We start from the raw sequence: 24,140 nt of genomic DNA, 5'->3' as shown, positions 1-24,140 counted from the left end.
TGCGAGTCGCTCATCTATTTCCGGATTATCATCGCCTGAACAGTCTGGCCATCTTGGCTGGTTTTTGCGTGGTACACGCCGGATTGTGAGCGTACCTGCCATTTTGCTGATGAGTTCGTTTATCGGCTTTTCCGGCCTGGCGATTGAAAGCGGCATAACGGTTGGACAGGCTGTCTTCATGACCCTGACCATCTGGGCTCTACCCGCCAAGGTGGTACTCATTGGTGCGATCAGTGCCGGGGCATCAATCCCCGCAGCGGCCTTGGCTGTCGGCTTGTCGTCTGTTCGTCTGATGCCAATGGTGGTGGCGCTCTTACCGGAGTTAAAAGGCCCAAAAACACGCAAGCTGACACTTGCTGCCCTTTGTCATTTTGTGGCGGTGACGGCCTGGGTTATGGCAATGGAAGAGCTGCGTAATGTGCCGCGCAATATGCGAACCAGCTATTTTGCAGGAATTGGCACAGTACTCGTCGGTACGAACGCGCTTGTGGTCGCCTTGGTATATACGCTGTCGGCGTCATTTCCACCGGTGGTGTTTGCGGCTCTTTTCATGCTCACGCCGATGTATTTTCTCACTTCACTTTGGCGTTCGGCGCGTGAGCGGGCAGGGCAGATTGCCATGGTTTCGGGCATCGTGCTTTTCCCGATCTTCCACCAGTTTGCGCCGGGCTATGACCTTCTGATGACTGGCGTTGTGGGGGCGTAATCGCATTTGCCTTTCACCGTACGCGCAATCCAAAGGAGCCTGTTCTATGAATTGGGATAGTTACTCCGATTGGTGGTGGCCGCTTCTGTTTATCCTGCTTGCAGGCGCTCTTCCAACATATGTTTTCCGCGTGATGGGCGTGATTGTCGGGGGCAGGGTCCGCGAAGATTCTGAAGCGCTGGTATTCGTGCGCTGTGTCGCTACGGCACTTGTTGCGGGCGTTATTGCGCAGCTCATTCTTTATCCGAACGGGGAGCTTGCCAACTCGCCCATGTGGCTGCGTGTCGGATCGGCAGCGGCGGGCTTTTTTGCTTATCTCATTGCTGGAAAGCGTTTACTTGTCGGAATTGTCGTGACTGAAGCCCTGCTCGTCACAGGGCTTCTAAGCTTATAAAGCGGTTTCTTATCAAAGTGCTGCGCGGATTTTCTCAGCATTTGCTGTAAGAACAGCGGTGTCTTCCATTTTTCCGGTGTGCGGTTTCAGTTCCACGCCTTCAAAACGCGGAATGACGTGGAAATGCAGGTGGTAAACGGTTTGTCCTGCTGCCGGTTCATTGAACTGAATGACAGTGACGCCATCCGCGACAAAAGCCTTCTTGACGGCATTGGCTATTTTCTGCACGGCTTTGATGGCTTCTGCGAGCGCTTCCGGCTTTGCATCAAGTAGGTTGCGTGACGGTGCTTTTGGAACAACAAGCGTATGGCCGGTTCCTTGCGGCATGACATCCATGAATGCCACAACATCATCCGTTTCATAGACGCGCGTTGAAGGAATCTCGCCGCGCAGGATTTTTGCGAAGATGTTGTTGTCATCATAGGTGGCGGACATGCTGTTCTCCATTTCAATCAATTATCAGGGTATTCATGTGTGCTTGAAAGGCGAGTGCTCTTCGAGTGCTGCATGGATATAATCGACCTCTCGTCGCTCACGTACCAGATATTCGCTGACAGCGCGGCGGAAACCTTCATGCGCAATGTAATGCGCGGAATGGGTCGTAACAGGCACATAGCCACGCGCAAGTTTGTGTTCACCTTGCGCTCCGGCTTCGACAACACTCAGTTTCCGATCAATCGCAAAATCGATTGCTTGGTGGTAGCAAACCTCGAAATGCAGATAGGGGTGATCCTCAATGCAGCCCCAGTGACGACCGTAAAGCGTGTCACTGCCGATGAAGTTGATCGCGCCTGCAATGTAACGACCATTACGCTTCGCCATGACCAGCAGAATATCGTCGGCCATGCTCTCGCCAATCAGCGAGAAAAACTTGCGGTTGAGATAGGGGCGGCCCCACTTGCGGCTCCCTGTATCTATATAGAATTCATAAAAGTCATCCCAAACCGATTCCGTCAGCTCCTTGCTCGTCAGCCAGTCGATTTCGATGCCTTCTGAAACCGCTTCTCGGCGTTCTTTTTTGAGCGCTTTTCGTTTTCTTGACACAAGCTCGTTCAGAAAATCATCATAATTAGAAAAGCCATTGTTTATAAAGTGAAACTGCTGATCCGTTCGATGCAGATATCCGGCTGCTTCGAGCGATGAAATCTCGGTCTGAGGCGCGAATGTAACGTGAGCAGAAGAAGCGCCTGTTTGATCAGTGAGTTGCCGCAGCCCCGTCGCGAGCGCAACCTGAATAGCTTCTGGCTCAAACTCCCGATGATGAAGCAAACGCGGACCGGTTGCAGGCGTAAACGGAATAGAGGCTTGAAACTTGGGGTAGTAACGTCCGCCTGCGCGTTCAAAAGCATCTGCCCAGCCATGATCGAAGACATATTCGCCCTGACTATGGCCTTTTAAGTAGTTGGGAACAGCGCCGATCAAATAGCCTTCATGATCTTCCAACCGCAGAAAGTGCGGTAACCAGCCAGCCTGTTGAGAGACTGAGCCTGATTGTTCCAGAGCCAGAAGAAATGCGCGGGAAATAAACGGATTGTAATTTCCGCCTTGCGGGCAAGCTCCCGCAAGGCGGTTCCATTCGTATTCAGAAAATTCGCCAACGCTTTCAACGATCCGGAGAGCGAAGCTTTGTTCAGTCTGCCTTTCGTCGTCATTCATGGCGAAGTATCCTGCTAGGAGACCAATGTGCGTGGATCAAAGCCTTCGAAGGTGATCTGATCCACGTTCTGATCGCTATGCGTTTTCATTTCAGGATTGCGTACTGTCCAGCTGATGACCGGAAGATTGAGCTTTTCGCGCACAAAACTGACGAATGGGTTTGGCAGGTGATGCACATTATAGGATACGAAGGAAATCTGATGCGCGAGCATTGAGAAATGCGCTTCGAAGTGCTTCATCTGTGTGCCTTCGGCTGTCAGTCCGCCCGGAATACCCGGTGCATCGCTTGCAAACAGTCGAACCAGATGATGGTCGAATGACATGATTGCAGCTTCGCCCTTGTAACCGGCTAATTCATTGGCAACTGCTGCGACAAGACCGTCATCGCGACCTTCGATGCCTTTTAGCTCAATCACAACCGGAACACGACCGGCAACCAGATCAAGCATTTCGCGCAACGATGGCGCGTGGTCATTTGTACCGCCAATTTTCAGAGCGGTTGCTTCTGCAAGCGTCAGATCGCTGATGCGGCCCTTCTGACCTGTGAGGCGTTCAAGATCGTCATCGTGAAAAACGATCACGCCGCCGTCTTTGGTCAGGTGAACATCACACTCAATGGCAAAGCCCGCCTTTGCAGCTGCTGCAAATGCAGCAAGCGTGTTTTCCCAGCGTGTATTGTTGAGGTCGTGGAGGCCGCGATGTGCAATCGGCTGTTTTTTGAGCCATTCAGGGGATGACATTATGCAACCTCGATGATGGCTTCGATCTCAACTGGGGCGTTGAGCGGCAAGCTTGCGACGCCGACCGCCGAACGTGCGTGCTTGCCAGCATCGCCAAGAACGGCAACGAGCAGGTCAGATGCGCCATTGGCAACCAGATGCTGTTCAACGAAATCAGCTGTCGAGGAAACGAACACGGTGATCTTTACGATGCGCTTGATCTTGTTCAGATCACCAAGCGCTGCTTTCGCTTGTGCGAGAATGTTGACTGCGCAGGCGCGTGCCGCAGCCTGACCATGGGCGACCGTAAGCGCATCGCCGATTTGGCCGGTATGAACAAGCTTGCCATTTTCCAATGGAAGCTGACCTGAAGTCAGCAGCAGCGAGCCTGTTTGTGCGAAAGGTACGTAGTTCGCAGCCGGTGCCGCAGCTTCCGGCAAAGTTATACCCAAATTTTGCAGGCGGCTGTCGATGGTGTCGGTCATTCCATTAATCCTTGCTAACTTAGTGCCGTAATAGATAGAATCGGTGAAGCTTTTGGGAAAGGTGCGTTTTTTGCCTCGCTTCCGCCACGAGTTTTTTTATCATGCTGCTCAACAGTTCGGGAGATTCTTATATGCATTTTTTCAGAATGGCGTTTGTGGCAAGTGGAGCGGCAGTTTGTGTTTGGGGTGGCGTTGCCAATGCTGCCTCGACGGTGTCGCTGATTCCGCATCGCGCCGTTTATGATCTCACATTGGATCGTGCGGATGAGAAGTCGGGGATTAGTGGACTGACGGGGCGCATGGTCTATGAGTTCAATGGTTCTGCATGTGAAGGCTATACGACGAATTTCCGTTTTGTAACGCGTATTGACATGGATGAGCAGCCACAGCGTGTGACCGATCAGCAGACGACAAGTTTTGAGAGCGCTGACGGAAAGGACTTCCGTTTTGCCAATAAGACTTTTGTTGACAAGGAACTGGTTAAGGAAGTGCGTGGTGATGCCAAGGTTGAAGGCGGGAAAACTGTTGTCGCATTGTCAAAGCCCAAAGAAGACAAGCTTGATCTAAAAGCCACACAGTTCCCTACAACGCATATGGAAGAGTTGATCGCGAAAGCGACGGCTGGCGAAAAATTCTATCAGACGACACTCTATGATGCTTCCGAAGATGCAGATCGTGTTGTTGCGACCACTGTTGTTGTCGGTAAAGAGCAGGAAGCCAAGAACGACGAAACCAAGGCAATGGGCAAGTTCACAAAGGACAATGTCTGGCCGGTGACGATTTCATACTTCGACGACAAGGAAAAGCAGGATGGCCTGCCGATTTATCGTATCAACTTCAAGCTTTACAAAAATGGCATCACCCGTGATCTGACGATGGACTATGGTGATTTCTCGATGCGCGGCAAGCTGGTTAAACTTGATCTTTATGATGACAATGCCACAAATGCAGATTGCAAGTGATGCACTAGCCAGAGCCAAATGCGTTATAATTAGCGAAAGACTTGCATTTATCGGCGTGTTGGTTTAACAGCGCGCCTATTCCACACACGGGATTGGGCTTTTGCCGGGAGAAATCCGGCCTCAGCCTCCGGTGGCGAGCAATCGCCTCAGCCCGTGGAGGTTAAACCGGAAAAGGAAAATACAGATGGCATTGCCTGAATTCAGCATGCGTCAGCTTCTTGAAGCTGGTGTTCACTTCGGTCACCAGACTCACCGCTGGAACCCAAAGATGGCTCCATACATCTATGGCGACCGCAACAATATCCACATTCTCGATCTGTCGCAGACCGTTCCTCTGTTGCACAATGCTCTGAAGCTCGTTTCAGACACTGTTGCTCGCGGCGGTCGTGTTCTGTTCGTTGGCACGAAGCGTCAGGCTTCTGACATCATTGCTGATGCTGCAGCACGTTCGGCTCAGTATTATGTTAATGCACGCTGGCTCGGCGGCATGATGACCAACTGGAAGACGATTTCAAACTCGATCCAGCGTCTGCGCAAGCTCGACGAAATTCTCGCTGGCGACGCTCAGGGCTACTCGAAGAAGGAACGCCTGAACCTCGAACGCGAACGCGAAAAGCTTGACCGCGCTCTCGGCGGCATCAAGGACATGGGCTCGGTTCCTGACCTTATGTTCATCGTTGATACCAACAAGGAAGCGATTGCTATTCAGGAAGCCAAGCGTCTCGGCATTCCAGTTGTTGCGATCATCGACTCGAATTGTAACCCAGACCAGATCGACTACCCAATTCCAGGCAACGACGATGCTGCTCGCGCTATTTCGCTTTATTGCGATCTGATCGCTCGTGCTGCTCTTGACGGCATTGCACGTCAGCAGGGCGCTATGGGTATCGACGTTGGTGCGCAGGTAGAGGCTCCTGTTGAGCCAGCTCTCGAAGCTCCGGCTGCAGGCGCATAATCAGCGCTTATGATTTTCATCCATCCGTCACATGACGGGTGGATAACTTCATTCATTCCGACGCAATCAGCGTCGGTTAAAAGTTGGCACACCCATCCGGTGTGCCTTCGCTTTCGTGAAAGGCGACACAATGAGCATTTCCGCATCACAGGTTAAAGAACTCCGCGAACTGACTGGCGCAGGCATGATGGACTGCAAGGCAGCGCTTGCTGAAACCAATGGCGACATCGAAGCCGCTGTTGATTATCTGCGCGCTAAGGGCATGGCAAAGGCTGACAAGAAGGCGGGCCGTACGGCTGCTGAAGGTCTGGTTGGCGTTGCAGCTTCCGGCAACAAGGCTGTTGTTGTTGAAGTCAACTCCGAAACCGATTTCGTTGCACGTAACGACGCGTTTCAGGAACTCGTTCGTCAGATCGCAAACGCAGCTGTCAAGACTGACGGTTCGTCCGAAGCAGTTGCTGAAGCAGACATTGACGGCAAGACCGTTACGCAGGCTGCAAAAGACGCAGTTGCAACCATTGGTGAAAACATCAGCTTCCGTCGTTCGGCAGCTCTTGAAGTTTCCAAGGGTGCAGTTGCTACTTATGTTCATAACGGCGTTGCTGACGGTCTCGGCAAGCTCGGCGTTCTCGTTGCTATCGAAACCGACGGTGACGCAGAAGCTGCAAGCGCATTCGGTCGTCAGGTTGCAATGCACGTTGCTGCTATCAACCCGCTCGCTCTGACGGCTGCTGACGTTGATCCAGCTGCTGCAGAACGCGAAAAGGCGATCTTCATCGAGCAGGCTCGTGAATCGGGCAAGCCAGATGCAATCATCGAAAAGATGATCGAAGGCCGTATGCGCAAGTTCTACGAAGAAGTTGTTCTTCTTTCGCAGGCTTTTGTCATCAACCCAGATCTGACTGTTGAAGCTGCTCTTAAAGAAGCCGAAAAGTCGATTGGCGCGCCTGCAAAGATCACTGGCTTTGCACGTATCGCTCTCGGTGAAGGCATCGAAAAAGAAGAAAGTGACTTCGCTGCTGAAGTTGCTGCTGCTGCCAAGGGCTAATTCGTCTTTTCACCTGAAAATGCTTTGATTATGAAGGGCATCGCGTGACAACGCGGTGCCCTTCGTGTATCGCAACCTCTATTATTCATTGATCACTATCTGCGGAGAACTCTCCATGTCCGTTAAGGTCGCCTATAAACGCGTTCTGCTAAAAGCCTCGGGTGAGGCATTAATGGGCAATCAGGGGTTTGGTATCGACGTCTCCGTTGCCGACCGCATTGCCAATGATATTAAGCAGGCGCGTGCACTGGGGGTTGAAGTCGGCGTTGTCATCGGTGGCGGTAATATTTTCCGCGGTGTGGCGGTGGCTTCCAAGGGCGGTGACCGCGTGACAGGCGACCATATGGGCATGCTCGCAACGGTGATCAATTCGCTGGCGCTGCGTACCTCATTGCACAAGATTGGCGTGGACGCTGTTGTTCTCTCTGCCATAGCGATGCCTGAAATCTGCGAGAGCTTCTCACAACGGCAGGCCACTGCCTATATGGATGAGGGCAAGGTTGTGATCTTTGCAGGCGGCACGGGCAACCCGTTCTTTACGACCGATTCTGCTGCTGCACTGCGCGCGGCCGAAGTTGGTGCAGATGCGCTGTTGAAGGGTACGCAGGTTGACGGTATTTACACTGCCGATCCGAAGAAAGACCCGACAGCGACGCGTTTCGATGCGCTTAGCCATAAGGAAGTTCTGGATCGCGGACTGGCTGTCATGGATACCACGGCAGTTGCCCTTGCGCGTGAGAACAACATTCCGATAATAGTTTATTCTATCCATGAAAGCGGCGGTTTGGCCGAAATTCTGCAAGGTAAGGGACGCTGCACGATCGTTTCCGATAAATGATCGTTGTTTTTGCCAAGCACTGAAGGAGAATCTGCATGAGCGATGTTTTTGACATCAACGACCTGAAGCGACGCATGGAAGGCGCGATCAATTCCCTTAAGCACGACCTTGGTGGTCTGCGTACGGGCCGCGCTTCTGCAAGCTTGCTCGAACCAATCACGATTACGGCCTATGGTTCAGAAATGCCGATCAATCAGGTTGCCAATATTACAGTGCCTGAAGCGCGCATGCTGTCAGTCTCTGTGTGGGACAAGACAATGGTTGGTGCGGTTGAACGCGCGATTCGTGATTCTGGTCTTGGTCTTAACCCAATTACCGATGGTATGACGCTGCGTATTCCGCTTCCTGAGCTGAATGAACAGCGCCGTAAAGAGCTGGTCAAGATTGCTCACCAATATGCAGAGCAGGGCCGTATTTCTGCGCGTCACGTTCGCCGTGATGGTATGGATACGTTGAAGAAGCTCGAAAAAGACGGTGAGATCAGCCAGGATGACAGCCGCGGCTTCTCGGAAAAGGTACAGAAGCTGACTGACGATACCATTGCAGAAATGGACAAGATCGTTTCGGTCAAAGAAGGAGAAATCATGCAGGTTTAGGCCTGACGTGATTTTCCATCAAGGGGAGCTTCGACATGTCTGATCCGCGCCACATAGCCATTATCATGGATGGTAATGGCCGTTGGGCTAAGGCGCGTGGTTTGCCGCGTAGCGCTGGCCATAGGGCCGGCGTCGAAGCTTTGCGTGAGACGGTGAGGGGCGCGGGTGATCGCGGCCTTGGCTATCTCACTCTCTTTGCATTCTCTTCCGAAAATTGGTCACGCCCCAGCGGTGAAGTTGGCGATCTCATGGGATTGCTGAAGCTCTTCATCCGGCGCGACCTTGCTGAACTTCATCGCAACAATGTCCGTGTGCGGATTATTGGTGAGCGCGATGGATTAGCGGAAGATATTTGTGGCTTGCTTGGTGAGGCCGAGTCACTCACGCGGCAGAACACCGGACTAAACCTGATCATCGCCTTCAATTATGGTTCGCGTGATGAGATTACACGAGCCGTCAAAAGTCTGGCGCGCGATGTCGCTGCGGGCTTGCTCGACCCATCATCTATTTCGGCTGATTTGATTTCCGCCAATCTTGATACGGCTGGCATTCCCGATCCTGATTTGATCATCCGCACCAGCGGTGAAATGCGGTTATCGAATTTTTTGCTCTGGCAGGCGGCGTATGCCGAGTTTCTCTTTGTTCCGGGACATTGGCCCGACTTCAGGCCAGCTGATCTTGAAGGCGCCTATGAAGTCTTTCGCCAGCGCGAACGTCGTTTTGGTGGCGTAGACATCCTTGAACAATCCGAAGAATATGCATGCCCTTCGAACAATGGTGCAGCTGTGTGATGCGGCTCGACCGCTTTATCGAAAGGTATCAATGTCAAATCTGCAAACTCGTATTCTGACCGCGATTGTTCTTGGAACTGTTGCTCTGTGGCTCACTTGGGTTGGCGGGCTGGGTTTCACCTTGTTTGCAATCGCTATCGGTTTTGCGATGTTTTACGAGTGGACGGAGCTGACTGGGACGAAACAGACGACATTTTCCCGCCTGTTTGGCTGGGGCTGGTTAATCCTAACGTCTATTCTTCTGATTCTTGATCGCGGTGCCTTGCTTACGATTGGCGTGTTGGCCGTAGGTACGATTGTCCTCCTGGTTACACAGTGGAAGAATGGCCGCGGATGGCCTGCAACAGGTCTTTTCTACGCGGGTTTCTCTGCAATTTCGCTTTCGCTGTTGCGTGGCGATGAGCCGTTTGGCTTTACAGCTATCTGTTTTCTTTTCGCCGTTGTCTGGTCGACCGACATTGCAGCCTATTTCAATGGGCGCGCTTTAGGTGGCCCTAAGCTTGCACCACGCTTTTCGCCGAATAAGACATGGTCCGGTGCGCTTGGCGGAGCAGCTGCAGCAGTTGCCGGTGGTATTCTGGTTGCATCGCTTGTTGCTGCGCCAGGTAGTTGGATTGTGCCATTATTGGCATTGTTGTTGTCCATCATTTCTCAGATCGGCGATTTGGCGGAATCGTGGGTAAAGCGACAGTTTGGTGCAAAAGATTCGGGCCGTCTCCTGCCGGGACATGGCGGAGTGCTGGATCGCGTTGATGGGCTGGTGGCAGCAGCAGCGCTTTTATATCTATTCGGTGCAGTTATGGCAGAACCCGATGTGCCATCAGCTATCTTCTTTAGTTTTTGACCGCGCGTAAATTTGTAGGAGTGGTAATTTGCAGGAGGCTCTCGCCTTTTTTATCGGCAGCGAAAGTCTGCTTGTGGGAACCATAATTCCATTTCTGTTTGTTCTGACAGTTGTCGTCTTTGTGCATGAGATGGGGCATTATCTGGTTGGTAGATGGTGCGGCATTGGCGCAAGCGCTTTTTCCATTGGTTTCGGCCCAGAGCTGATTGGCTTTACCGATAAACATGGTACGCGCTGGAAACTTTCGGCGATTCCACTTGGTGGCTACGTGAAGTTCATCGGCGATGAAGACGCCACAAGCTCGCCGGTCGACGTTGATGTTTCAAAGCTCTCTGCTGATGAGCAGAGCAGAGCGTTCCCGGGACAGCCCGTCTGGAAGCGTGCGGCGACCGTTTTTGCAGGCCCTGCATTCAACATTATTCTTACTGTCGTCATCTTCAGCGTATTTTTCGCAATGTATGGTCGGCAGATTGCTGATCCGCTTGTTGCTGGCGTACAGCCGAATAGCCCTGCGGCTGCAGCAGGTTTTGAGCCGGGCGACCGTTTTATCAGCGTGGAAGGTCAGAAAGTTACGACATTTTCAGACGTGCAGCGGATTGTGTCTGGTCGCTCGGGTGATGAGTTGCACTTTACCGTTGAGCGTGATGGTAACATGGTCGACCTTAAGGCAACGCCATCCCTTGTCGAACGCACAGACCCACTTGGCAACAAAATTAAAATGGGCGCTATCGGCGTTGAAACGACGCAAGCGGTCGGTAATTTTCGACGTATTGAGTATGGACCGCTCGAATCAGTGGGGCAGGCCATTATAGAAACTGGTCACATTATTAGCCGCACGGGTGAATTTTTTAAGCGGTTCGCAGTTGGCCGTGAAGACAAGTGTCAGCTTGGTGGTCCGGTGAAGATTGCTAATATGGCTGGTAAGGCTGCTAGTCAGGGCTTTGACTGGCTTATCCAGCTGACTGCCATGCTCTCCATTGGTATCGGGCTTTTGAACCTGTTTCCACTGCCGCCGCTCGATGGGGGGCATCTGGTTTTCTATGCTGTGGAAGCGATTAAGGGCAGTCCAGTATCGGTTCGTGCGCAGGAGCTTTTTTATCGCGTAGGTTTCCTCGTAGTTATGGGCTTCATGGGGTTTGTACTTTTCAATGACCTCTTTGCCTGCTAAATCACTTCCCGGATATTGACGGGAAACCGGGTCGCGCTGCCAATTTGGCGAGGCTCTCTACCGCATAAGCACCTCTTTGGCCAAAAGCTGTGTAGAGGTGTTAATCAGAAATGAAGTTTTGGAGTGAGGACTGGAAAAGCGTAGTGTTTTGTTTACCATAAGTATTAAATCGCGTGGCACGGATGCCACGCTGGTTGCTTAAGTAAACAGATTTTAACCGCGACGCTTGCTTGTATAGAAAAACCGGCTATTACGGTTGTATCTGTACGTGCATTTCTGGGAAATTCGCCCCGGGGACAGAAAAAACGAAGGTTCGGAAAGCCCATGACGGCAAGTTCTAAATTCTTTGGTGCCGCTTCAGCGCTCGCCATGTCAGTTGCTCTGGTAGCTTCAGGTTCGGCTGCGCTTTCTCTTGCATCGGTCACTGCTGCTCATGCTGCTGTTGTCAATCGCATTGAAGTGCGTGGCAACGCGCGTGTTGATGCGCAGACGGTCCGCGATAATATCGGCATTCAGCCGGGCAAAGCTTTCAACGCTAATGACATCGATGAAGCTGTAAAGCGTCTTTACGCTATGGGCCTGTTCTCTGATGTTCGCATCAACCAGTCCGGCAGCACGCTCGTTGTTCATGTTGATGAGCGTTCGGTCGTCAATAACGTCCTGTTCCAGGGCAACAAGAAGATTAAAGATCCTGATCTGGCACGAGCTGTTCAGCTCAAGGCGCGTTCGCCTTATGATGCTGCAACCATGGAAGCCGATAAGGAAGCCATCAAGGGTGCTTATGCGCATATCGGACGCAGCGATGCGATCGTGAATGCACGTACCGTTGATCTGGGTCAGGGTCGCGTTAATGTGGTCTATGAGATCACCGAAGGTGGCCGCACCAAGATCGCCGACATTAATTTTGTCGGTAATAATGCTTACGGTTCGCGCCGTCTGCGTGATGTCATCTCCACCAAGCGTTCGAACCCGCTGTCGTGGTTGACCCGTAATGACGTTTACGATGAAGGTCGTTTGCAGGCTGACGAAGAAGCGCTGCGTCGCTTCTACTACAATCGCGGTTATGCAGATTTCCGCGTCTTGTCTTCAAATGCAACGCTTGATCCTTCGACCAACGAATACACGATCACCATCAATGTTGATGAAGGTAATCGTTATAACTTCGGTGATGTGTCGGTTGAAAGCACCGTTGACGGTGTTGATACGCAGGCGCTCAATGGCCTCGTAAAGACCCGCTCAGGCAAGGCTTACAGCGCCAAGGAAGTTGAAGACTCGGTTACTGCGATGACCGAAAGTGTAGCTGGCAGCGGTTATGCTTTTGCGAAAGTTGAACCACGCGGAGATCGTAACTTCGAAAACAACACGATCTCGGTCGTTTATAGCGTTGATCAGGGTCCACGCGCTTATGTTGAGCGCATTGAAATCCGTGGCAACGACAAGACCCGTGATTACGTCATCCGTCGCGAATTCGATATGAACGAAGGTGATGCCTTCAATCAGGTCATGGTTCAGCGCGCAAAGCGTCGTCTTGAAGCGCTTGATTTCTTCCAGACTGTCAATGTTTCAACCGCTCCGGGTGCAGAGCCTGATCAGGTTGTTCTGATTGTTGATGTAGTCGAAAAGTCGACCGGTGAATTCTCCATCGGTGGTGGCTATACGACTGGTGGTGATTCTCCGGGTGCGCAGGTTGAAGCTGCGATCACCGAGCGTAACTTCCTCGGCCGTGGTCAATTTATTCGTATCAGTGCTGGTGCTGGTCAGGATGCAATGCGTAACTACGCGCTGTCGTTCACTGAGCCTTACTTCCTCGGCTACCGCATGTCGGCCGGTTTTGATGTGTTCCGTCGTTCATACCGCGTCAGCAGTGGTGGTCGCTATGATGTTGAGCAGACGGGTGGAACGATTCGTTTCGGCCTTCCAATTACCGATAACTTCTCGGCTGGTCTTGCATACAACCTCGTGCAGGAAAAGTATAAGCTGTACAATGATGTCAGTGCTGGCTATTATGCGCCAGCGCTGATAGAAGCTGCTGAGAATAGCCCTTGGCTGCGTTCATCGATCAGTTACTCCCTCACCTATAATTCTATAGATGACATGAAGAACCCGCATGATGGTATTTATGCGAAGTTTAATCAGGAGTTTGCTGGTCTTGGCGGTGATGCGAAGTACATCAAGACGACCTTCAAGGGTAATTACTATCAAACACTCGCTCAGGAAGCTGATATCGTCGGTATGTTGGGTGTCGGCGGTGGTTATATCCATGAGTTTGGTAATGATGGTGTTCGTATCTTCGATATGTTCAAGAATAATTCGGACATCATTCGCGGCTTCAAGTTCAATGGTATTGGTCCTTATCAGGATTCTGCCGATGGTAACCGTTATTGGCTTGGTGGAACGACCTACGTTAATGCAACAGCTGAAGTACAATTCCCGATGCCAGTGATTCCGGATAGCCTTGGTATCCGGGGAGCGTTGTTTGCGGATGCCGCGATGTTATATGGGAACAGTTCAAACTTGGGTGTATATCCTGGTACGAATACACCTGTTCCCGTTCTTGGCGACGACAAGAAGATTCGTTCTTCTGTCGGTGTCAGCCTGATGTGGGCATCACCATTTGGTCCTCTGCGTTTCGACTATGCGATTCCTGTTTCGAAGGCTGATTCCGATAAGGTTCAGAATTTCAACTTCGGCGTTTCGACCAAGTTCTAATAGATTTGCCTTTTCCCGGGGCAGACATGCCCCGGGCAAGAAAGTGCTTAGATGGCAGATCCAAATTTCTTCAAGCCTTCTCGTGAACTCACGATCGGCGATATAGCAGATTTCACCGGTGCAAGCCTTCGCAACCCGAAGCTTGCACCGCGTGCTGTTGCGCGTTTGTCTTCTGTCAATGATGCGAGTGCTGATGCGCTTGTTTTTGTTGATGGCAAGAAGAATGCAGTAACACTGGCAGGCAAAAAAGCCGCCGCCGTTTTATGCTCGGAAGATGTCGCTGATAGCGTTCCTTCCGATGTTGCTGTTCTCGTTACACGATATCCTCAGCGTGATTTCTCATCCGTTGGCCGGATGCTGTTTCCTATTTCGGTACGTCCGCAAAGCTGGCTTGGTGAAACGGGTGTTTCACCCGCTGCTTTCATTCATCCGACAGCTAAGATTGAAGATGGTGCTACCATTGAAGCAGGCGCTTCGATTGGCAAAGATGTAACCATCGGCTCTGGTACCCTGATCGCGGCAACGGCTGTTATTGGTGCCGGCTGCCAGATTGGTCGCGATAGCTATATAGCGCCAGGCGTAACCGTTCAGTTTGCCATGATCGGAAACCGTGTATCTTTGCATCCGGGTGTTCGCATTGGGCAGGATGGATTTGGCTATGTGCCGGGACCGCGTGGTCTTGAAAAAGTGCCGCAGCTTGGTCGCGTTATCATTCAGGATGATGTGGAAATTGGTGCAAACACCACGATTGATCGTGGTGCTTTAAGCGACACTTTCATCGGTGAAGGCACCAAGATCGATAATCTTGTTCAGATCGCACATAATGTACGCTTTGGCCGCTTTTGTGTTGTTGCCGCTCTTTGCGGCATTTCAGGAAGTGTTGTAATTGGTGATCAGACGATGATTGGTGGTAGCGTTGGGCTTGCGGATCATGTGGTTATCGGTTCACGTGTGCAGATTGCTGCTGGAAGCGGCGTAATGAATGACATACCCGATGGTGAGCGTTGGGGGGGCGTCCCTGCTCGACCTATTAAACAATGGTTCCGCGATATCGCAAATATTCGGAGCATCGGGAAACCAAGAAAGGAGCAATCCTCTGATGAGTGAAGCTAATCAGAAGCTGGAAACCGCAGACATTCAGGCTGTTTTGCGTGCGCTCCCGCATCGTTATCCGTTTTTGTTGATCGACCGCATCATTAATATTGATGGTGATCAATCAGCTACTGGCATCAAAAATGTTACGATCAACGAACCGCACTTTACCGGTCATTTCCCGGAAAAGCCGATTATGCCGGGCGTTCTGATCATTGAAGCGATGGCACAGACTGCTGGCGCTATCACCGTTCTTAACAAAGGTTCTGACGCACCGAGCCTTGTTTATTTCATGACAATCGACAAAGCCAAGTTCCGCCGTCCGGTGGTTCCGGGTGATCAGCTTCACCTTCACGTGAAGAAGGTTAAACAGCGCGGAAATATTTCTAAATATGAATGCGTAGCGGAAGTTGATGGCGTAAAGGTAGCCGAGGCTGAAGTCGCCGCTATGGTTGGCGTAGCCGAAGAAAAGGCGTGAGTACCTCAATGAAGGAAACTTTTATCCACCCTACCGCTCTTGTGGAGCAGGGTGTGGAACTTGGACAGGGCGTTTCCGTCGGTCCTTTTTGTCATGTTCAGTCTGGCGCCGTCATTGGCGATGATTCTGAACTGATGAGCCATGTCGTGATCAGCGATGCTGTTCGTCTTGGTGCGAAAGCTAAGGTCTATCCGCATGCGGTCCTTGGTTGCGATCCGCAAAATGGCAAGCATAAGGGTGGTCCCACCACTCTTTCAGTTGGTGATAATTGTCTCATCCGAGAAGGTGTCACCATGCACCGTGGGTCTGATAGCAGTCGCGGCTACACAAGCGTCGGCAATAACTGTCAGTTTCTCGCTTATGCGCATGTCGCACATGATTGCGATGTGGGCGATCACGTTACCTTTGCAAACAACGTCATGATCGGCGGTCACGTCGAAATCGGTCATCACGCTATTCTGGGTGGCGGTTCCGCTGTTCACCAGTTTACGCGGGTTGGTCATCATGCGTTTGTTGGCGGCATGGCAGCTCTTGCGCACGATCTTATTCCTTACGGGAGCGCAATCGGAAATCACGCTTATCTTGGCGGCTTGAATATTATCGGTATGAAACGCTCCGGCATGCAGCGCAAAGATATCCATAATCTGCGCCATGCCGTGCATATGCTGTTTGATCGCAGCAAGCCGGTGCGTGAGCGCGCGCAGGATGTACTCGACGCATTTCCGGGTTCCGATGGTGTAGCTGATCTTATTTCGTTCATTATGGTGGAAAATAAGCGCGCTTATTGCACGCCACCGCTTGGTTCATCCGTAGGTGGAGTGATGAATGACGGTGACGACGATTGATAGCAGGGCTGGTCCTATAACGAGCAAGCGTACTGCCATCATTGCTGGTAACGGTCTTTTGCCAATCAAAGTGGCTGAAGCTTTAAAGGCGGATGGAAATCCGCCTTTTGTGCTTCCGTTGCGGGGCGAAGCGGATGCTTCGCTTTACGAGTACGAACATCAGGAAATCGCGGCGATTGATTTTGGCATGTTGATTCGTGCCATGCGTTCCGCTGGCGTTAGCCAGGTTGTTCTTGCCGGTGGACTTCGTAATCGTCCGCATCTTAGTGATTTGAAGCTCAATGTTCCGACTTTGAGGGCCGCGCGCTACGTTCTGATCGCACTGGGGCAGGGCGATGATGCTCTGCTGCGCGCTTTCATGCGGTTGCTTGAGCGTTATGGTTTTAGCATGATTGGCGCCCACGAGGTTGTGCCAGAATTGTTATCGCCGACACCTCCGCGCAACATAACGCGTAGGACGCCCGACGCTCGCGAGCGACGAAATATAGCGCTTGCAATGGAAGCAGCGCTTCGCCTCGGAGAGCTCGATGTCGGGCAAGGCGCAATCGCTGCTGGTGGGCGCGTTGTGGCTCTCGAAGGTGCCGAAGGCACCGACCAGATGATCGAGCGTGTACACGAGCTTCGTCAGGCCGGTCGCATCTCCAAACTCGGTGGTGTGCTTGTTAAAATGGCGAAGCCACGTCAAGATGAGCGCGCTGATTTGCCTGCTATCGGGATATCAACGGTGGAGAATGCTGCACGAGCAGGACTTTCGGGAATTGCGATTGAAGCAGGCCGAACTTTCATTTTGGGTCTTGGGGAAACCATTGCCGCAGCCAATGAAAAGGGCCTCTTTATCGAAACAATCAGTCGAAGCAAAAAGGATAGGACAGGGTGAGCAAAAAAAACCGGCCATTAAAAATAGCAATCGTGGCCGGAGAAGAGTCTGGTGATCTTCTTGGTGCTGATCTGATTGATGCGCTTCGTGGTCAGACAGAGCGGCTTGTCGATATTATTGGCGTCGGCGGTGCGCATCTAAGTGAGCGCGGACTGAAGACGTTTTTCGATCCGCATGAGATTGCACTTATGGGCCTAGGTGCAATTTTAAAGAATCTCCCCGGCCTGATTTTACATATTCGACAGACGGCGAGGCGCATTGTTGCTGAGAAGCCGGATTGCGTGCTGCTGATTGATAGCCCTGAATTTACACATCGGGTTGCGAAGAAAATTCGTGCGGCCGATCCATCAATCCCAATTGTCAAATATATCGCACCGAGCGTGTGGGCATGGCGTCCTCAACGGGCCAAAGCCATGCGTGCCTATGTCGATCATGTTCTGACGGTTTTGCCGTTTGAAGTTGAGGTGATGAAGCGGTTGAACGGCCCACAATCGACTTATGTCGGCCATCGTTTGAGCAGCTATGAGCCTATTTTAAAGGTTCAAGAGGCACAACGTGCACTCGAGCTGACGCGTTGGAGTGATGATACACGCTGTTTGTTGGTGATGCCTGGCTCGCGCCGTGGTGAAGTCGAAATGCTCATGGAGCCATTCGGTAAAGCCGTTGCAGAGCTTTCCACGCGCTTTGAAAAACTCGAAATTATTCTGCCCACATTGCCGCGTATCGAGGAAATGGTCCGGGAGCTTTCGAAGGATTGGGCTGTTAAACCGCTAATCGTAACAGGCGATGAAGCCAAGTGGGATGCTTTTGCGCGCGCAGATGCGGCTTTGGCCGCTTCGGGTACCGTTTCGCTGGAACTGGCCTTGTCGCATATTCCAACGGTTCTTTCCTATAAGGCTGACTGGTTCGCACGTCAGTTTCTGATTTCCAGAATTACGATCTGGAGCGCAGCTCTACCGAATATTATTGCTGATCAGCCCGTAGTACCGGAGTTCTTCAATGAATCCGTACGGCCCGGCAATCTGGCGCGTTATATCGAACAGCTTTTGCTGAAGAGTGCATCTCGACAGGCTCAGATTGATGGATTTGATAAGGTCACGAAGATTATGGCAACTGATCGGCCTTCTGGTGAAATCGGAGCGGGAGTGCTGCTTGATCTGGCTGAGAACGGCAGGAAACGCTAAGCGTTAGAAAATTTGGGCAAACAAAAACCCCGGCGATTTGCCGGGGTTTTCTTTTATTCAATGACTATTTGCGCTTCGCAGTTGGTACATAATCGCGTTCTGGCGCACCAGTGTAAAGCTGACGCGGACGGCCAATCTTCTGCTGAGGATCTTCGATCATTTCCTTCCACTGTGCGACCCAGCCGACGGTGCGAGCGAGTGCGAACAGAACGGTGAACATTTCGGTTGGGAAGCCGAGAGCCTTCAGTGTAATGCCCGAGTAGAAGTCGATATTTGGATAGAGCTTCTTCTCGATGAAATATTCATCGGTCAGAGCAATGCGTTCCAGTTCCAATGCAACATCGAGAAGCGGATCATCCTTGATGCCGAGTTCGCCGAGAACTTCATGGCAGGTCTTCTGCATGATCTTCGCGCGTGGATCGTAGTTCTTGTAAACGCGATGACCAAAGCCCATCAGACGGAATGGATCGTTTTTGTCTTTCGCACGTGCGATGAATTCTGGAATGCGGTCAACAGAGCCGATTTCAGCAAGCATATTGAGCGCTGCTTCATTCGCACCGCCATGCGCAGGGCCCCAAAGGCAAGCAACACCAGCAGCGATACATGCAAATGGATTTGCGCCCGACGAACCGGCGAGACGAACGGTCGATGTCGAAGCATTCTGTTCGTGATCAGCATGCAGGATGAAAATGCGGTCCATAGCGCGAGCGAGAACAGGATTGACCTTGTAATCTTCACACGGAACGCCAAAGCACATGTACAGGAAGTTCGACGCAAAATCGAGGTCGTTCTTCGGGTACATGAATGGCTGGCCGATGTGGTACTTATAAGCCATTGCAGCAAGGGTTGGCACCTTGGCGATCAGGCGGATCGAAGCAACCATGCGCTGATGCGGATCGGTAATATCGGTCGAGTCGTGGTAGAAAGCCGACATAGCGCCTACGCAGCCCACGATAACGGCCATTGGGTGCGCGTCACGGCGGAAGCCGCTAAAGAACTTTGTCATCTGCTCGTGGATCATAGTGTGACGTGTCACACGATGATCAAAATCGGCCTTCTGGGTCGCTGTTGGCAGTTCGCCGTAAAGTAGCAGATAGCAAGTTTCGAGGAAGTCGCCATGTTCAGCAAGCTGATCAATCGGATAGCCACGATAAAGCAGCACGCCTTCATCACCATCAATATAGGTGATTTTGGATTCGCACGAAGCGGTCGAGGTGAACCCTGGGTCATAGGTGAAAGCATGGGCGTTTTTGTAAAGTGGACCGATGTCGACAACGTCCGGCCCGACAGTGCCTTGTCGTACAGGCAGGTCGAACGTTTTGCCGTCGAGGGTAAAGCTAGCTGTCTTATCTGACATCGTGTTTCCTTTCGTGTCCACTTTTGCTGCCCATGGCAGCTGAAATTTTAATCGTCTCTATAACTTGTCTTCTCAACTTCTACAGGTTTCGCACTTTCGCGCGAAACCGATTTTTCAACGCATTATCCAAACGATTTCGACCGCCAAACTATCCCAATGATTTCGCGATGCAATGCGTATTTTGGTCTAATTAAGCCAGTTTTGTCACGTCAGCGTGAATGCTAACAGTTCAAACGATTTGATCTTTTACCCGTGCAAGCGACTCTTCGCGACCAAGCACGAACAGAACGTCGAATACACCCGGTGATGTCGCACGACCGGTGAGTGCTGCGCGCAATGGTTGCGCAACCTTACCAAGTTTGAGGCCAATCGTTTCCGCGTGCGCACGAACAGCTGCATCAAGTGCGTCAACAGTCCATTCGCCAACTGATTCTAAATGCGGCAGAACGCCTTTAAGGATTTCACGGCCTTCGTCACTGAGAAGGGAAGCTGCTTTTTCATCAAAAGCGAGCGGACGTTTGGCAAAAATAAACTTCGCACCATCTGCGAGCTCGACCAGTGTCTTCGCACGATCTTTCAGACCGGGCATTGCTGTCAGAAGCTGTGCACGTCCCTTTTCGTCAAGCGACGCTTCCAGTTCTTTACCGCCTTCGATTTCCGGCAATACGGCGATCAATGCGTCGAACAAAGCTTTGTCATCGCTGGCGCGCATATAAACGCCGTTGATGGCTTCCAGTTTCTGGAAGTCAAAACGTGCTGCACCCTTGTTGATGTCGGTCACGTCAAACCATTCAACCATCTGCTCGGTCGACATGATTTCATCATCACCGTGGCTCCAGCCAAGGCGGACGAGATAGTTGCGCAGTGCTTCCGGCAGATAGCCCATCGCACGATAGGCATCGACACCAAGTGCACCATGACGCTTCGAAAGCTTGGCACCATCCGCACCATGAATGAGCGGGATATGCGACATCTGCGGGACTTCCCAGCCCATACCGTCGTAAATCACGGTCTGGCGGGCAGCATTTGTCAGGTGATCATCACCGCGGATGATGTGCGTAACGCCCATATCGTGATCGTCAACGACAACCGCGTGCATATAGGTTGGATTGCCATCGGAACGAAGAATGATGAAATCGTCGAGATCCTTGTTCGGAAAGCGGACATCGCCCTGCACAGCATCGCGAACAACGGTTTCGCCATCGCGTGGCGCTTTAATGCGGATAACAGGTTTCACGCCTGCAGGCGCTTCGGATGGATCACGATCGCGCCAGCGGCCATCATAACGTGGCGGACGGCCTTCAGCGCGTGCTTTCTCGCGCATTTCTTCGAGTTCTTCAGGTGTTGCGTAGCAATAATAGGCTTTGCCTTTCGCAACGAGTTCTTCTGCTACTTCCCGGTGACGCGGTGCACGTTCGAACTGTGAAATTGGTTCACCGTCCCAATCGAGGCCAAGCCAGGTCAAGCCATCAAGAATGGCGGCCGTTGCAGCTTCGGAAGAACGCTCACGATCTGTATCTTCGATGCGCAGCAGCATCTTGCCGCCCGTATGCTTTGCATAAAGCCAGTTGAAAAGAGCCGTGCGGGCTCCGCCAATATGCAGATAACCCGTGGGCGAAGGGGCAAAACGGGTGACGACCGGTTTCGACATAACAGCTCCACTGTGTCAAAGCCTCGTTGAGTTGCGGCAGGAAGCCGAGCGCGAGGCAGAATTTTGAATATGTAGCGCCCGTTTTCTCACAGTCCACGGGCGATAAGGATTCTCATTGCGAGAACCCTCTCGATTTTGACTGTGGTTCATGTAGCATAGGCAGCACGGTGTGCAAGCGTTTCCCAATTCTTTCGCACCGTCGGGACGTGCTTCTTTAGATTAAGCGCGGGCACTTTTGCAGTCAGGCGGGGGCATGACGGGCATAAGGGAAAGACAAGAGGTGAGCGAGCGGGCATTTGTCAAAGACATGCCTGAAGGTCTTGCTCGTGCCTTGCTTCCTGAACCGTGGTTACCGAAAGAACGAGCTGATATTCAGCCCGTCGCTTTACCGGAAAGGAAACTGACACCTTCCGAGCGTGCGCGGGAACTGCTGAGTAGTTCACGGCAGCTTTTGATTGCGGCGCTTGATCGTGAAATAGGGCGCGGAATATTTTTTCTTCTTTTTCCCGTTTTTATGGGGTTGGGAGCCGTTGTTTATTTCACGCTTTCTTATGAACCTGAATGGTTGCCCATTCTATCTGTTGTTGTAGCTGTTTGTTTAATACGTTTTTTATTCAGAAAACACTTCCTCGTATCACAAGCAGTGACACTCGTGTTGGCGGTGTTATTGGGAATAGTTGCGGGAAAGTTCGAGACGGAACGACGAAGTACGCAATTGTTAGGCTCTGAGGTTGCAACGCGTATCACTGGCAGAGTTGTTGGCTTAGAGTATCGCGATAATGGCAGTTGGCGTGTGACGCTTGATTTGCTTGAAACGCAACGACCCAAACTTCGCTATGCGCCGCAACGCATCCGGATTACGGCGCGCGATATACCAGCCAAAACAGAAATTGGCAGCGGCTTGACTGGTTTCGCGCGGTTACGTGTGCCCACTGGTCCTGTTCGACCGGGAAACTACGACTTTGCGTTTCACGCCTATTTCGGCGGGATAGGTGCAAATGGCTTTTTCTTGGGCACTCCAAAAATAGCTGATGTGCCTGCACCAAGTGAGGTTTTCGCCAAAATTTCCGGCGCTATCGCTCAATTACGGGTACATGTTTCTGAACGTATCGCTGAAGTGCTTTCAGGCGAGGATGGGAGTGTCGCAGCCGCACTCATCGCTGGAGAACGAGCGGGGATAAGTGAAGAAACAAATGAGGATCTGCGCAAAGCGGGTCTCGCGCATATCTTGTCTATTTCTGGTTTGCACATGGTGTTGGCTGCAGGGGTTGTGATGATGTCGTTGCGATCTTTATTCGCACTCGCACCAGCGTTTAGCGCCAGATATCCGGTCAAAAAAATTGCTGCATGTCTTTCACTTCTAAGTTGCACGTTCTATCTGGCTATGTCCGGTGCTGACGTCGCTGCGCAACGAAGCTATGTGATGATCGTTGTGATGCTTTGTGCATTGCTGGTCGATCGCGTAGCGATCAGTATGCGCAATCTCGCTATCGCCTCAGTGGCAATGATTGCGATTTCCCCGCATGAAATTGTGGGGCCAAGCTTTCAAATGTCGTTCTCAGCCACTGCGGGTCTCATTGCAGCTTTTGCGTGGTGGAGCGATAAGAAATCTCGCAAGCAAACAGCTATTGAAGATCGTCGCGCAAAGCCACGCGGGATTATTTCAAAAATTCTATTACCAACGGTTGCGACGGGCGCTACGTCTATTGTTGCTGGCGTGGCCAGTGGAATTTTCGCAGCCTATCATTTTAACAATACGGCGCCGTTTGGTCTTGTTGGCAACGTATTGGCACTACCCGTTATTTCTATATTGGTTATGCCCTTCGCAGTGCTCAGCTTGTTATTGATGCCGCTGCATCTGGATTGGTTGCCATTGCAGATTATGGGGTTCGGCGTTTTACTGGTCAGACATATTGCAAGTTTTGTCGCCAGCTTTTCGCCTGATGGTAATCCAGGGGTCATGCCAGCTAGCACGCTTGTTCTCTGGACGCTGGCGCTTGTTATAGCGGTTGTGTTTACAACACGAATGCGATGGCTGGCACTCCCCTTCGTAATTATCGGGCTTGCCGTTTTTATAAGAACACCGTTGCCTGATATTCTTGTGAGTGAAGATGCGAAATTCGTCGCTGTGCGTCTTCCAGATGGGAATTTTGCTATTAATCGCAGCAGGCCTCCAAAATTTACCGCGCAGAACTGGCAGACAGCCTATCTGATTAATGAGTTTATTCCGCCGCAGGTGGTAAAAAAACAGCGAATGGTATCAGCTGAAGAAGCCTTTGTTTGCGAAGATGGGGTGTGCGCCATTCCGCTGCGGGACGGTAGAATGCTATCCTACACGGCAGATGAAGAGATGAAAGACGCAGCCTGCAATATTGGCGACATTGTCATTCTCGCTATAGCTGGCAAAGAGTTGAGCTGTAAGCGTTTTAGCGTCCTGATGATCGACCGACAGGAACTAGCCTTAAAAGGTACTCTTGAACTCAGACTAGGGCATAAGCTGCTACGTGTAAGCGCTTCTGCAATCAACTCAGACGAAAACGGTATTGCGCAGGAGAATAAAATTTACCGTTTCGCACTGACCAAAACGACCAACTTAGCCGACTATGCTGATCAGCTGACCTTTTCAGTCGATGCGCCAACGCGCCCGTGGCATTTGCATCGTCTCTATTCGCGAGCGGCGAGGGGACTACCTGATCGCGAATATCAAAAGAGAGCTGGCGCTGAGAAAAGTAGAGCTTATGAAGCGTCGCAAGCCGCAACAGAATTGGCAGAGCCATTATAGCTG

22 protein-coding genes and 1 pseudogene are annotated in these 24,140 nt (G+C 51.6%); 17 read left to right on the top strand and 6 right to left on the bottom strand.

Annotated elements, in window-relative coordinates:
- The first annotated feature begins 109 nt into the window (after window positions 1–109).
- Window positions 110–756 (top strand): annotated as a pseudogene (locus RI570_RS01195) (AzlC family ABC transporter permease).
- Complete coding sequence (locus tag RI570_RS01190) at window positions 753–1,100, top strand: AzlD domain-containing protein (protein WP_313826592.1); 348 nt, start codon at window positions 753–755, stop codon at window positions 1,098–1,100. The pseudogene RI570_RS01195 and the gene RI570_RS01190 overlap by 4 nt, the downstream one beginning before the upstream one ends.
- Before the next feature lie 12 nt (window positions 1,101–1,112).
- Here the strand turns inward: RI570_RS01190 and RI570_RS01185 are convergent, their stop codons facing one another.
- Genes RI570_RS01185 through RI570_RS01170 form a run of 4 tightly spaced genes read right to left on the bottom strand, consistent with a single transcriptional unit; the run spans window position 1,113 to window position 3,960 of the window.
- The gene (locus RI570_RS01185; RefSeq protein WP_313826591.1) at window positions 1,113–1,535 is read right to left on the bottom strand and encodes an HIT family protein; all 423 of its coding nucleotides are present in this window, start codon (window positions 1,533–1,535) and stop codon (window positions 1,113–1,115) included.
- Between the two features lie 33 nt (window positions 1,536–1,568).
- Window positions 1,569–2,756 carry a GNAT family N-acetyltransferase gene (locus RI570_RS01180; protein ID WP_313826590.1) on the bottom strand — a complete coding sequence of 396 codons (1,188 nt, stop codon included), beginning with the start codon at window positions 2,754–2,756 and terminating at the stop codon, window positions 1,569–1,571.
- A gap of 14 nt (window positions 2,757–2,770) precedes the next feature.
- The gene (locus RI570_RS01175; protein ID WP_313826589.1) at window positions 2,771–3,496 is read right to left on the bottom strand and encodes a glycerophosphodiester phosphodiesterase; all 726 of its coding nucleotides are present in this window, start codon (window positions 3,494–3,496) and stop codon (window positions 2,771–2,773) included.
- The gene (locus tag RI570_RS01170; protein ID WP_313826588.1) at window positions 3,496–3,960 is read right to left on the bottom strand and encodes a RidA family protein; all 465 of its coding nucleotides are present in this window, start codon (window positions 3,958–3,960) and stop codon (window positions 3,496–3,498) included. The genes RI570_RS01175 and RI570_RS01170 overlap by 1 nt, the downstream gene beginning before the upstream one ends.
- A 131-nt stretch (window positions 3,961–4,091) precedes the next feature.
- Between RI570_RS01170 and eipB the strand changes: the two genes are divergently transcribed.
- The 14 genes from eipB to lpxB all read left to right on the top strand — a co-directional run bounded on the left by eipB (window position 4,092) and on the right by lpxB (window position 18,347).
- Window positions 4,092–4,922 carry a cell envelope integrity protein EipB gene (gene eipB / locus RI570_RS01165; RefSeq protein WP_313826587.1) on the top strand — a complete coding sequence of 277 codons (831 nt, stop codon included), beginning with the start codon at window positions 4,092–4,094 and terminating at the stop codon, window positions 4,920–4,922.
- Between the two features lie 184 nt (window positions 4,923–5,106).
- Window positions 5,107–5,877 carry a 30S ribosomal protein S2 gene (rpsB, locus tag RI570_RS01160; RefSeq protein WP_313826586.1) on the top strand — a complete coding sequence of 257 codons (771 nt, stop codon included), beginning with the start codon at window positions 5,107–5,109 and terminating at the stop codon, window positions 5,875–5,877.
- Between the two features lie 130 nt (window positions 5,878–6,007).
- Window positions 6,008–6,925, top strand: a complete 918-nt coding sequence (gene tsf, locus RI570_RS01155) for a translation elongation factor Ts (protein ID WP_313826585.1) — start codon at window positions 6,008–6,010, stop codon at window positions 6,923–6,925.
- Between the two features lie 115 nt (window positions 6,926–7,040).
- On the top strand, window positions 7,041–7,763 hold the full coding sequence (gene pyrH / locus RI570_RS01150) for a UMP kinase (RefSeq protein WP_313826584.1): 723 nt from the start codon (window positions 7,041–7,043) through the stop codon (window positions 7,761–7,763).
- Between the two features lie 35 nt (window positions 7,764–7,798).
- Window positions 7,799–8,359 (top strand): ribosome recycling factor, encoded by a 561-nt coding sequence (frr, locus tag RI570_RS01145; RefSeq protein WP_313826583.1) that lies wholly within the window; start codon window positions 7,799–7,801, stop codon window positions 8,357–8,359.
- A 35-nt stretch (window positions 8,360–8,394) separates the two neighbouring features.
- Window positions 8,395–9,150, top strand: a complete 756-nt coding sequence (locus RI570_RS01140; RefSeq protein WP_313826582.1) for an isoprenyl transferase — start codon at window positions 8,395–8,397, stop codon at window positions 9,148–9,150.
- 31 nt (window positions 9,151–9,181) lie between these two features.
- On the top strand, window positions 9,182–9,994 hold the full coding sequence (locus RI570_RS01135) for a phosphatidate cytidylyltransferase (protein ID WP_313826581.1): 813 nt from the start codon (window positions 9,182–9,184) through the stop codon (window positions 9,992–9,994).
- A 28-nt stretch (window positions 9,995–10,022) separates the two neighbouring features.
- Window positions 10,023–11,162: an RIP metalloprotease RseP gene (rseP, locus tag RI570_RS01130; protein WP_313826580.1), complete on the top strand. Its 1,140-nt coding sequence runs from the start codon at window positions 10,023–10,025 to the stop codon at window positions 11,160–11,162.
- 324 nt (window positions 11,163–11,486) lie between these two features.
- The gene (bamA, locus tag RI570_RS01125) at window positions 11,487–13,871 is read left to right on the top strand and encodes an outer membrane protein assembly factor BamA (RefSeq protein ID WP_313826579.1); all 2,385 of its coding nucleotides are present in this window, start codon (window positions 11,487–11,489) and stop codon (window positions 13,869–13,871) included.
- Window positions 13,872–13,922: 51 nt separating this feature from the next.
- The gene (gene lpxD / locus RI570_RS01120; RefSeq protein WP_313826578.1) at window positions 13,923–14,978 is read left to right on the top strand and encodes a UDP-3-O-(3-hydroxymyristoyl)glucosamine N-acyltransferase; all 1,056 of its coding nucleotides are present in this window, start codon (window positions 13,923–13,925) and stop codon (window positions 14,976–14,978) included.
- Window positions 14,971–15,441, top strand: coding sequence for a 3-hydroxyacyl-ACP dehydratase FabZ (gene fabZ, locus RI570_RS01115; protein WP_310010015.1), 471 nt, complete (start codon window positions 14,971–14,973; stop codon window positions 15,439–15,441). Before lpxD ends, fabZ begins: the two co-directional genes overlap by 8 nt.
- A gap of 8 nt (window positions 15,442–15,449) precedes the next feature.
- Window positions 15,450–16,286: an acyl-ACP--UDP-N-acetylglucosamine O-acyltransferase gene (gene lpxA, locus RI570_RS01110; protein ID WP_313826577.1), complete on the top strand. Its 837-nt coding sequence runs from the start codon at window positions 15,450–15,452 to the stop codon at window positions 16,284–16,286.
- Complete coding sequence (locus RI570_RS01105; protein WP_313826576.1) at window positions 16,267–17,163, top strand: LpxI family protein; 897 nt, start codon at window positions 16,267–16,269, stop codon at window positions 17,161–17,163. The genes lpxA and RI570_RS01105 overlap by 20 nt, the downstream gene beginning before the upstream one ends.
- Window positions 17,160–18,347, top strand: coding sequence for a lipid-A-disaccharide synthase (gene lpxB, locus RI570_RS01100; RefSeq protein ID WP_313826575.1), 1,188 nt, complete (start codon window positions 17,160–17,162; stop codon window positions 18,345–18,347). The genes RI570_RS01105 and lpxB overlap by 4 nt, the downstream gene beginning before the upstream one ends.
- A 64-nt stretch (window positions 18,348–18,411) precedes the next feature.
- Here the strand turns inward: lpxB and gltA are convergent, their stop codons facing one another.
- Together gltA and gltX are read right to left on the bottom strand one after the other, a co-directional pair.
- Window positions 18,412–19,704 carry a citrate synthase gene (gene gltA / locus RI570_RS01095; RefSeq protein ID WP_313826574.1) on the bottom strand — a complete coding sequence of 431 codons (1,293 nt, stop codon included), beginning with the start codon at window positions 19,702–19,704 and terminating at the stop codon, window positions 18,412–18,414.
- A 229-nt stretch (window positions 19,705–19,933) separates the two neighbouring features.
- On the bottom strand, window positions 19,934–21,355 hold the full coding sequence (gltX, locus tag RI570_RS01090; RefSeq protein WP_313826573.1) for a glutamate--tRNA ligase: 1,422 nt from the start codon (window positions 21,353–21,355) through the stop codon (window positions 19,934–19,936).
- Window positions 21,356–21,608: 253 nt separating this feature from the next.
- Here gltX and RI570_RS01085 point away from each other — a divergent pair, with 253 nt between their 5' ends.
- Entirely contained in the window at window positions 21,609–24,137 is a 2,529-nt protein-coding gene (locus RI570_RS01085; RefSeq protein ID WP_313826572.1) for a ComEC/Rec2 family competence protein, read from the top strand.
- The last annotated feature ends 3 nt before the right edge of the window (window positions 24,138–24,140 follow it).

Origin of the sequence: Brucella pseudogrignonensis, assembly GCF_032190615.1 — a bacterium.
Classification (GTDB): Bacteria; Pseudomonadota; Alphaproteobacteria; order Rhizobiales; family Rhizobiaceae; genus Brucella; species Brucella pseudogrignonensis_B.
Note: the sequence above shows the minus strand (reverse complement) of the source record. Positions and strands in the feature narration are given on the sequence as shown.

Coding starts and splice junctions, on each gene's coding strand:
- RI570_RS01190 (WP_313826592.1), top strand. CDS start 753: ATGAATTGGGATAGTTACTCCGATTGGTGGTGGCCGCTTCTGTTTATC.
- RI570_RS01185 (WP_313826591.1), bottom strand. CDS start 1,535: ATGTCCGCCACCTATGATGACAACAACATCTTCGCAAAAATCCTGCGC.
- RI570_RS01180 (WP_313826590.1), bottom strand. CDS start 2,756: ATGAATGACGACGAAAGGCAGACTGAACAAAGCTTCGCTCTCCGGATC.
- RI570_RS01175 (WP_313826589.1), bottom strand. CDS start 3,496: ATGTCATCCCCTGAATGGCTCAAAAAACAGCCGATTGCACATCGCGGC.
- RI570_RS01170 (WP_313826588.1), bottom strand. CDS start 3,960: ATGACCGACACCATCGACAGCCGCCTGCAAAATTTGGGTATAACTTTG.
- eipB (WP_313826587.1), top strand. CDS start 4,092: ATGCATTTTTTCAGAATGGCGTTTGTGGCAAGTGGAGCGGCAGTTTGT.
- rpsB (WP_313826586.1), top strand. CDS start 5,107: ATGGCATTGCCTGAATTCAGCATGCGTCAGCTTCTTGAAGCTGGTGTT.
- tsf (WP_313826585.1), top strand. CDS start 6,008: ATGAGCATTTCCGCATCACAGGTTAAAGAACTCCGCGAACTGACTGGC.
- pyrH (WP_313826584.1), top strand. CDS start 7,041: ATGTCCGTTAAGGTCGCCTATAAACGCGTTCTGCTAAAAGCCTCGGGT.
- frr (WP_313826583.1), top strand. CDS start 7,799: ATGAGCGATGTTTTTGACATCAACGACCTGAAGCGACGCATGGAAGGC.
- RI570_RS01140 (WP_313826582.1), top strand. CDS start 8,395: ATGTCTGATCCGCGCCACATAGCCATTATCATGGATGGTAATGGCCGT.
- RI570_RS01135 (WP_313826581.1), top strand. CDS start 9,182: ATGTCAAATCTGCAAACTCGTATTCTGACCGCGATTGTTCTTGGAACT.
- bamA (WP_313826579.1), top strand. CDS start 11,487: ATGACGGCAAGTTCTAAATTCTTTGGTGCCGCTTCAGCGCTCGCCATG.
- lpxD (WP_313826578.1), top strand. CDS start 13,923: ATGGCAGATCCAAATTTCTTCAAGCCTTCTCGTGAACTCACGATCGGC.
- fabZ (WP_310010015.1), top strand. CDS start 14,971: ATGAGTGAAGCTAATCAGAAGCTGGAAACCGCAGACATTCAGGCTGTT.
- lpxA (WP_313826577.1), top strand. CDS start 15,450: ATGAAGGAAACTTTTATCCACCCTACCGCTCTTGTGGAGCAGGGTGTG.
- RI570_RS01105 (WP_313826576.1), top strand. CDS start 16,267: ATGACGGTGACGACGATTGATAGCAGGGCTGGTCCTATAACGAGCAAG.
- gltA (WP_313826574.1), bottom strand. CDS start 19,704: ATGTCAGATAAGACAGCTAGCTTTACCCTCGACGGCAAAACGTTCGAC.
- gltX (WP_313826573.1), bottom strand. CDS start 21,355: ATGTCGAAACCGGTCGTCACCCGTTTTGCCCCTTCGCCCACGGGTTAT.
- RI570_RS01085 (WP_313826572.1), top strand. CDS start 21,609: ATGACGGGCATAAGGGAAAGACAAGAGGTGAGCGAGCGGGCATTTGTC.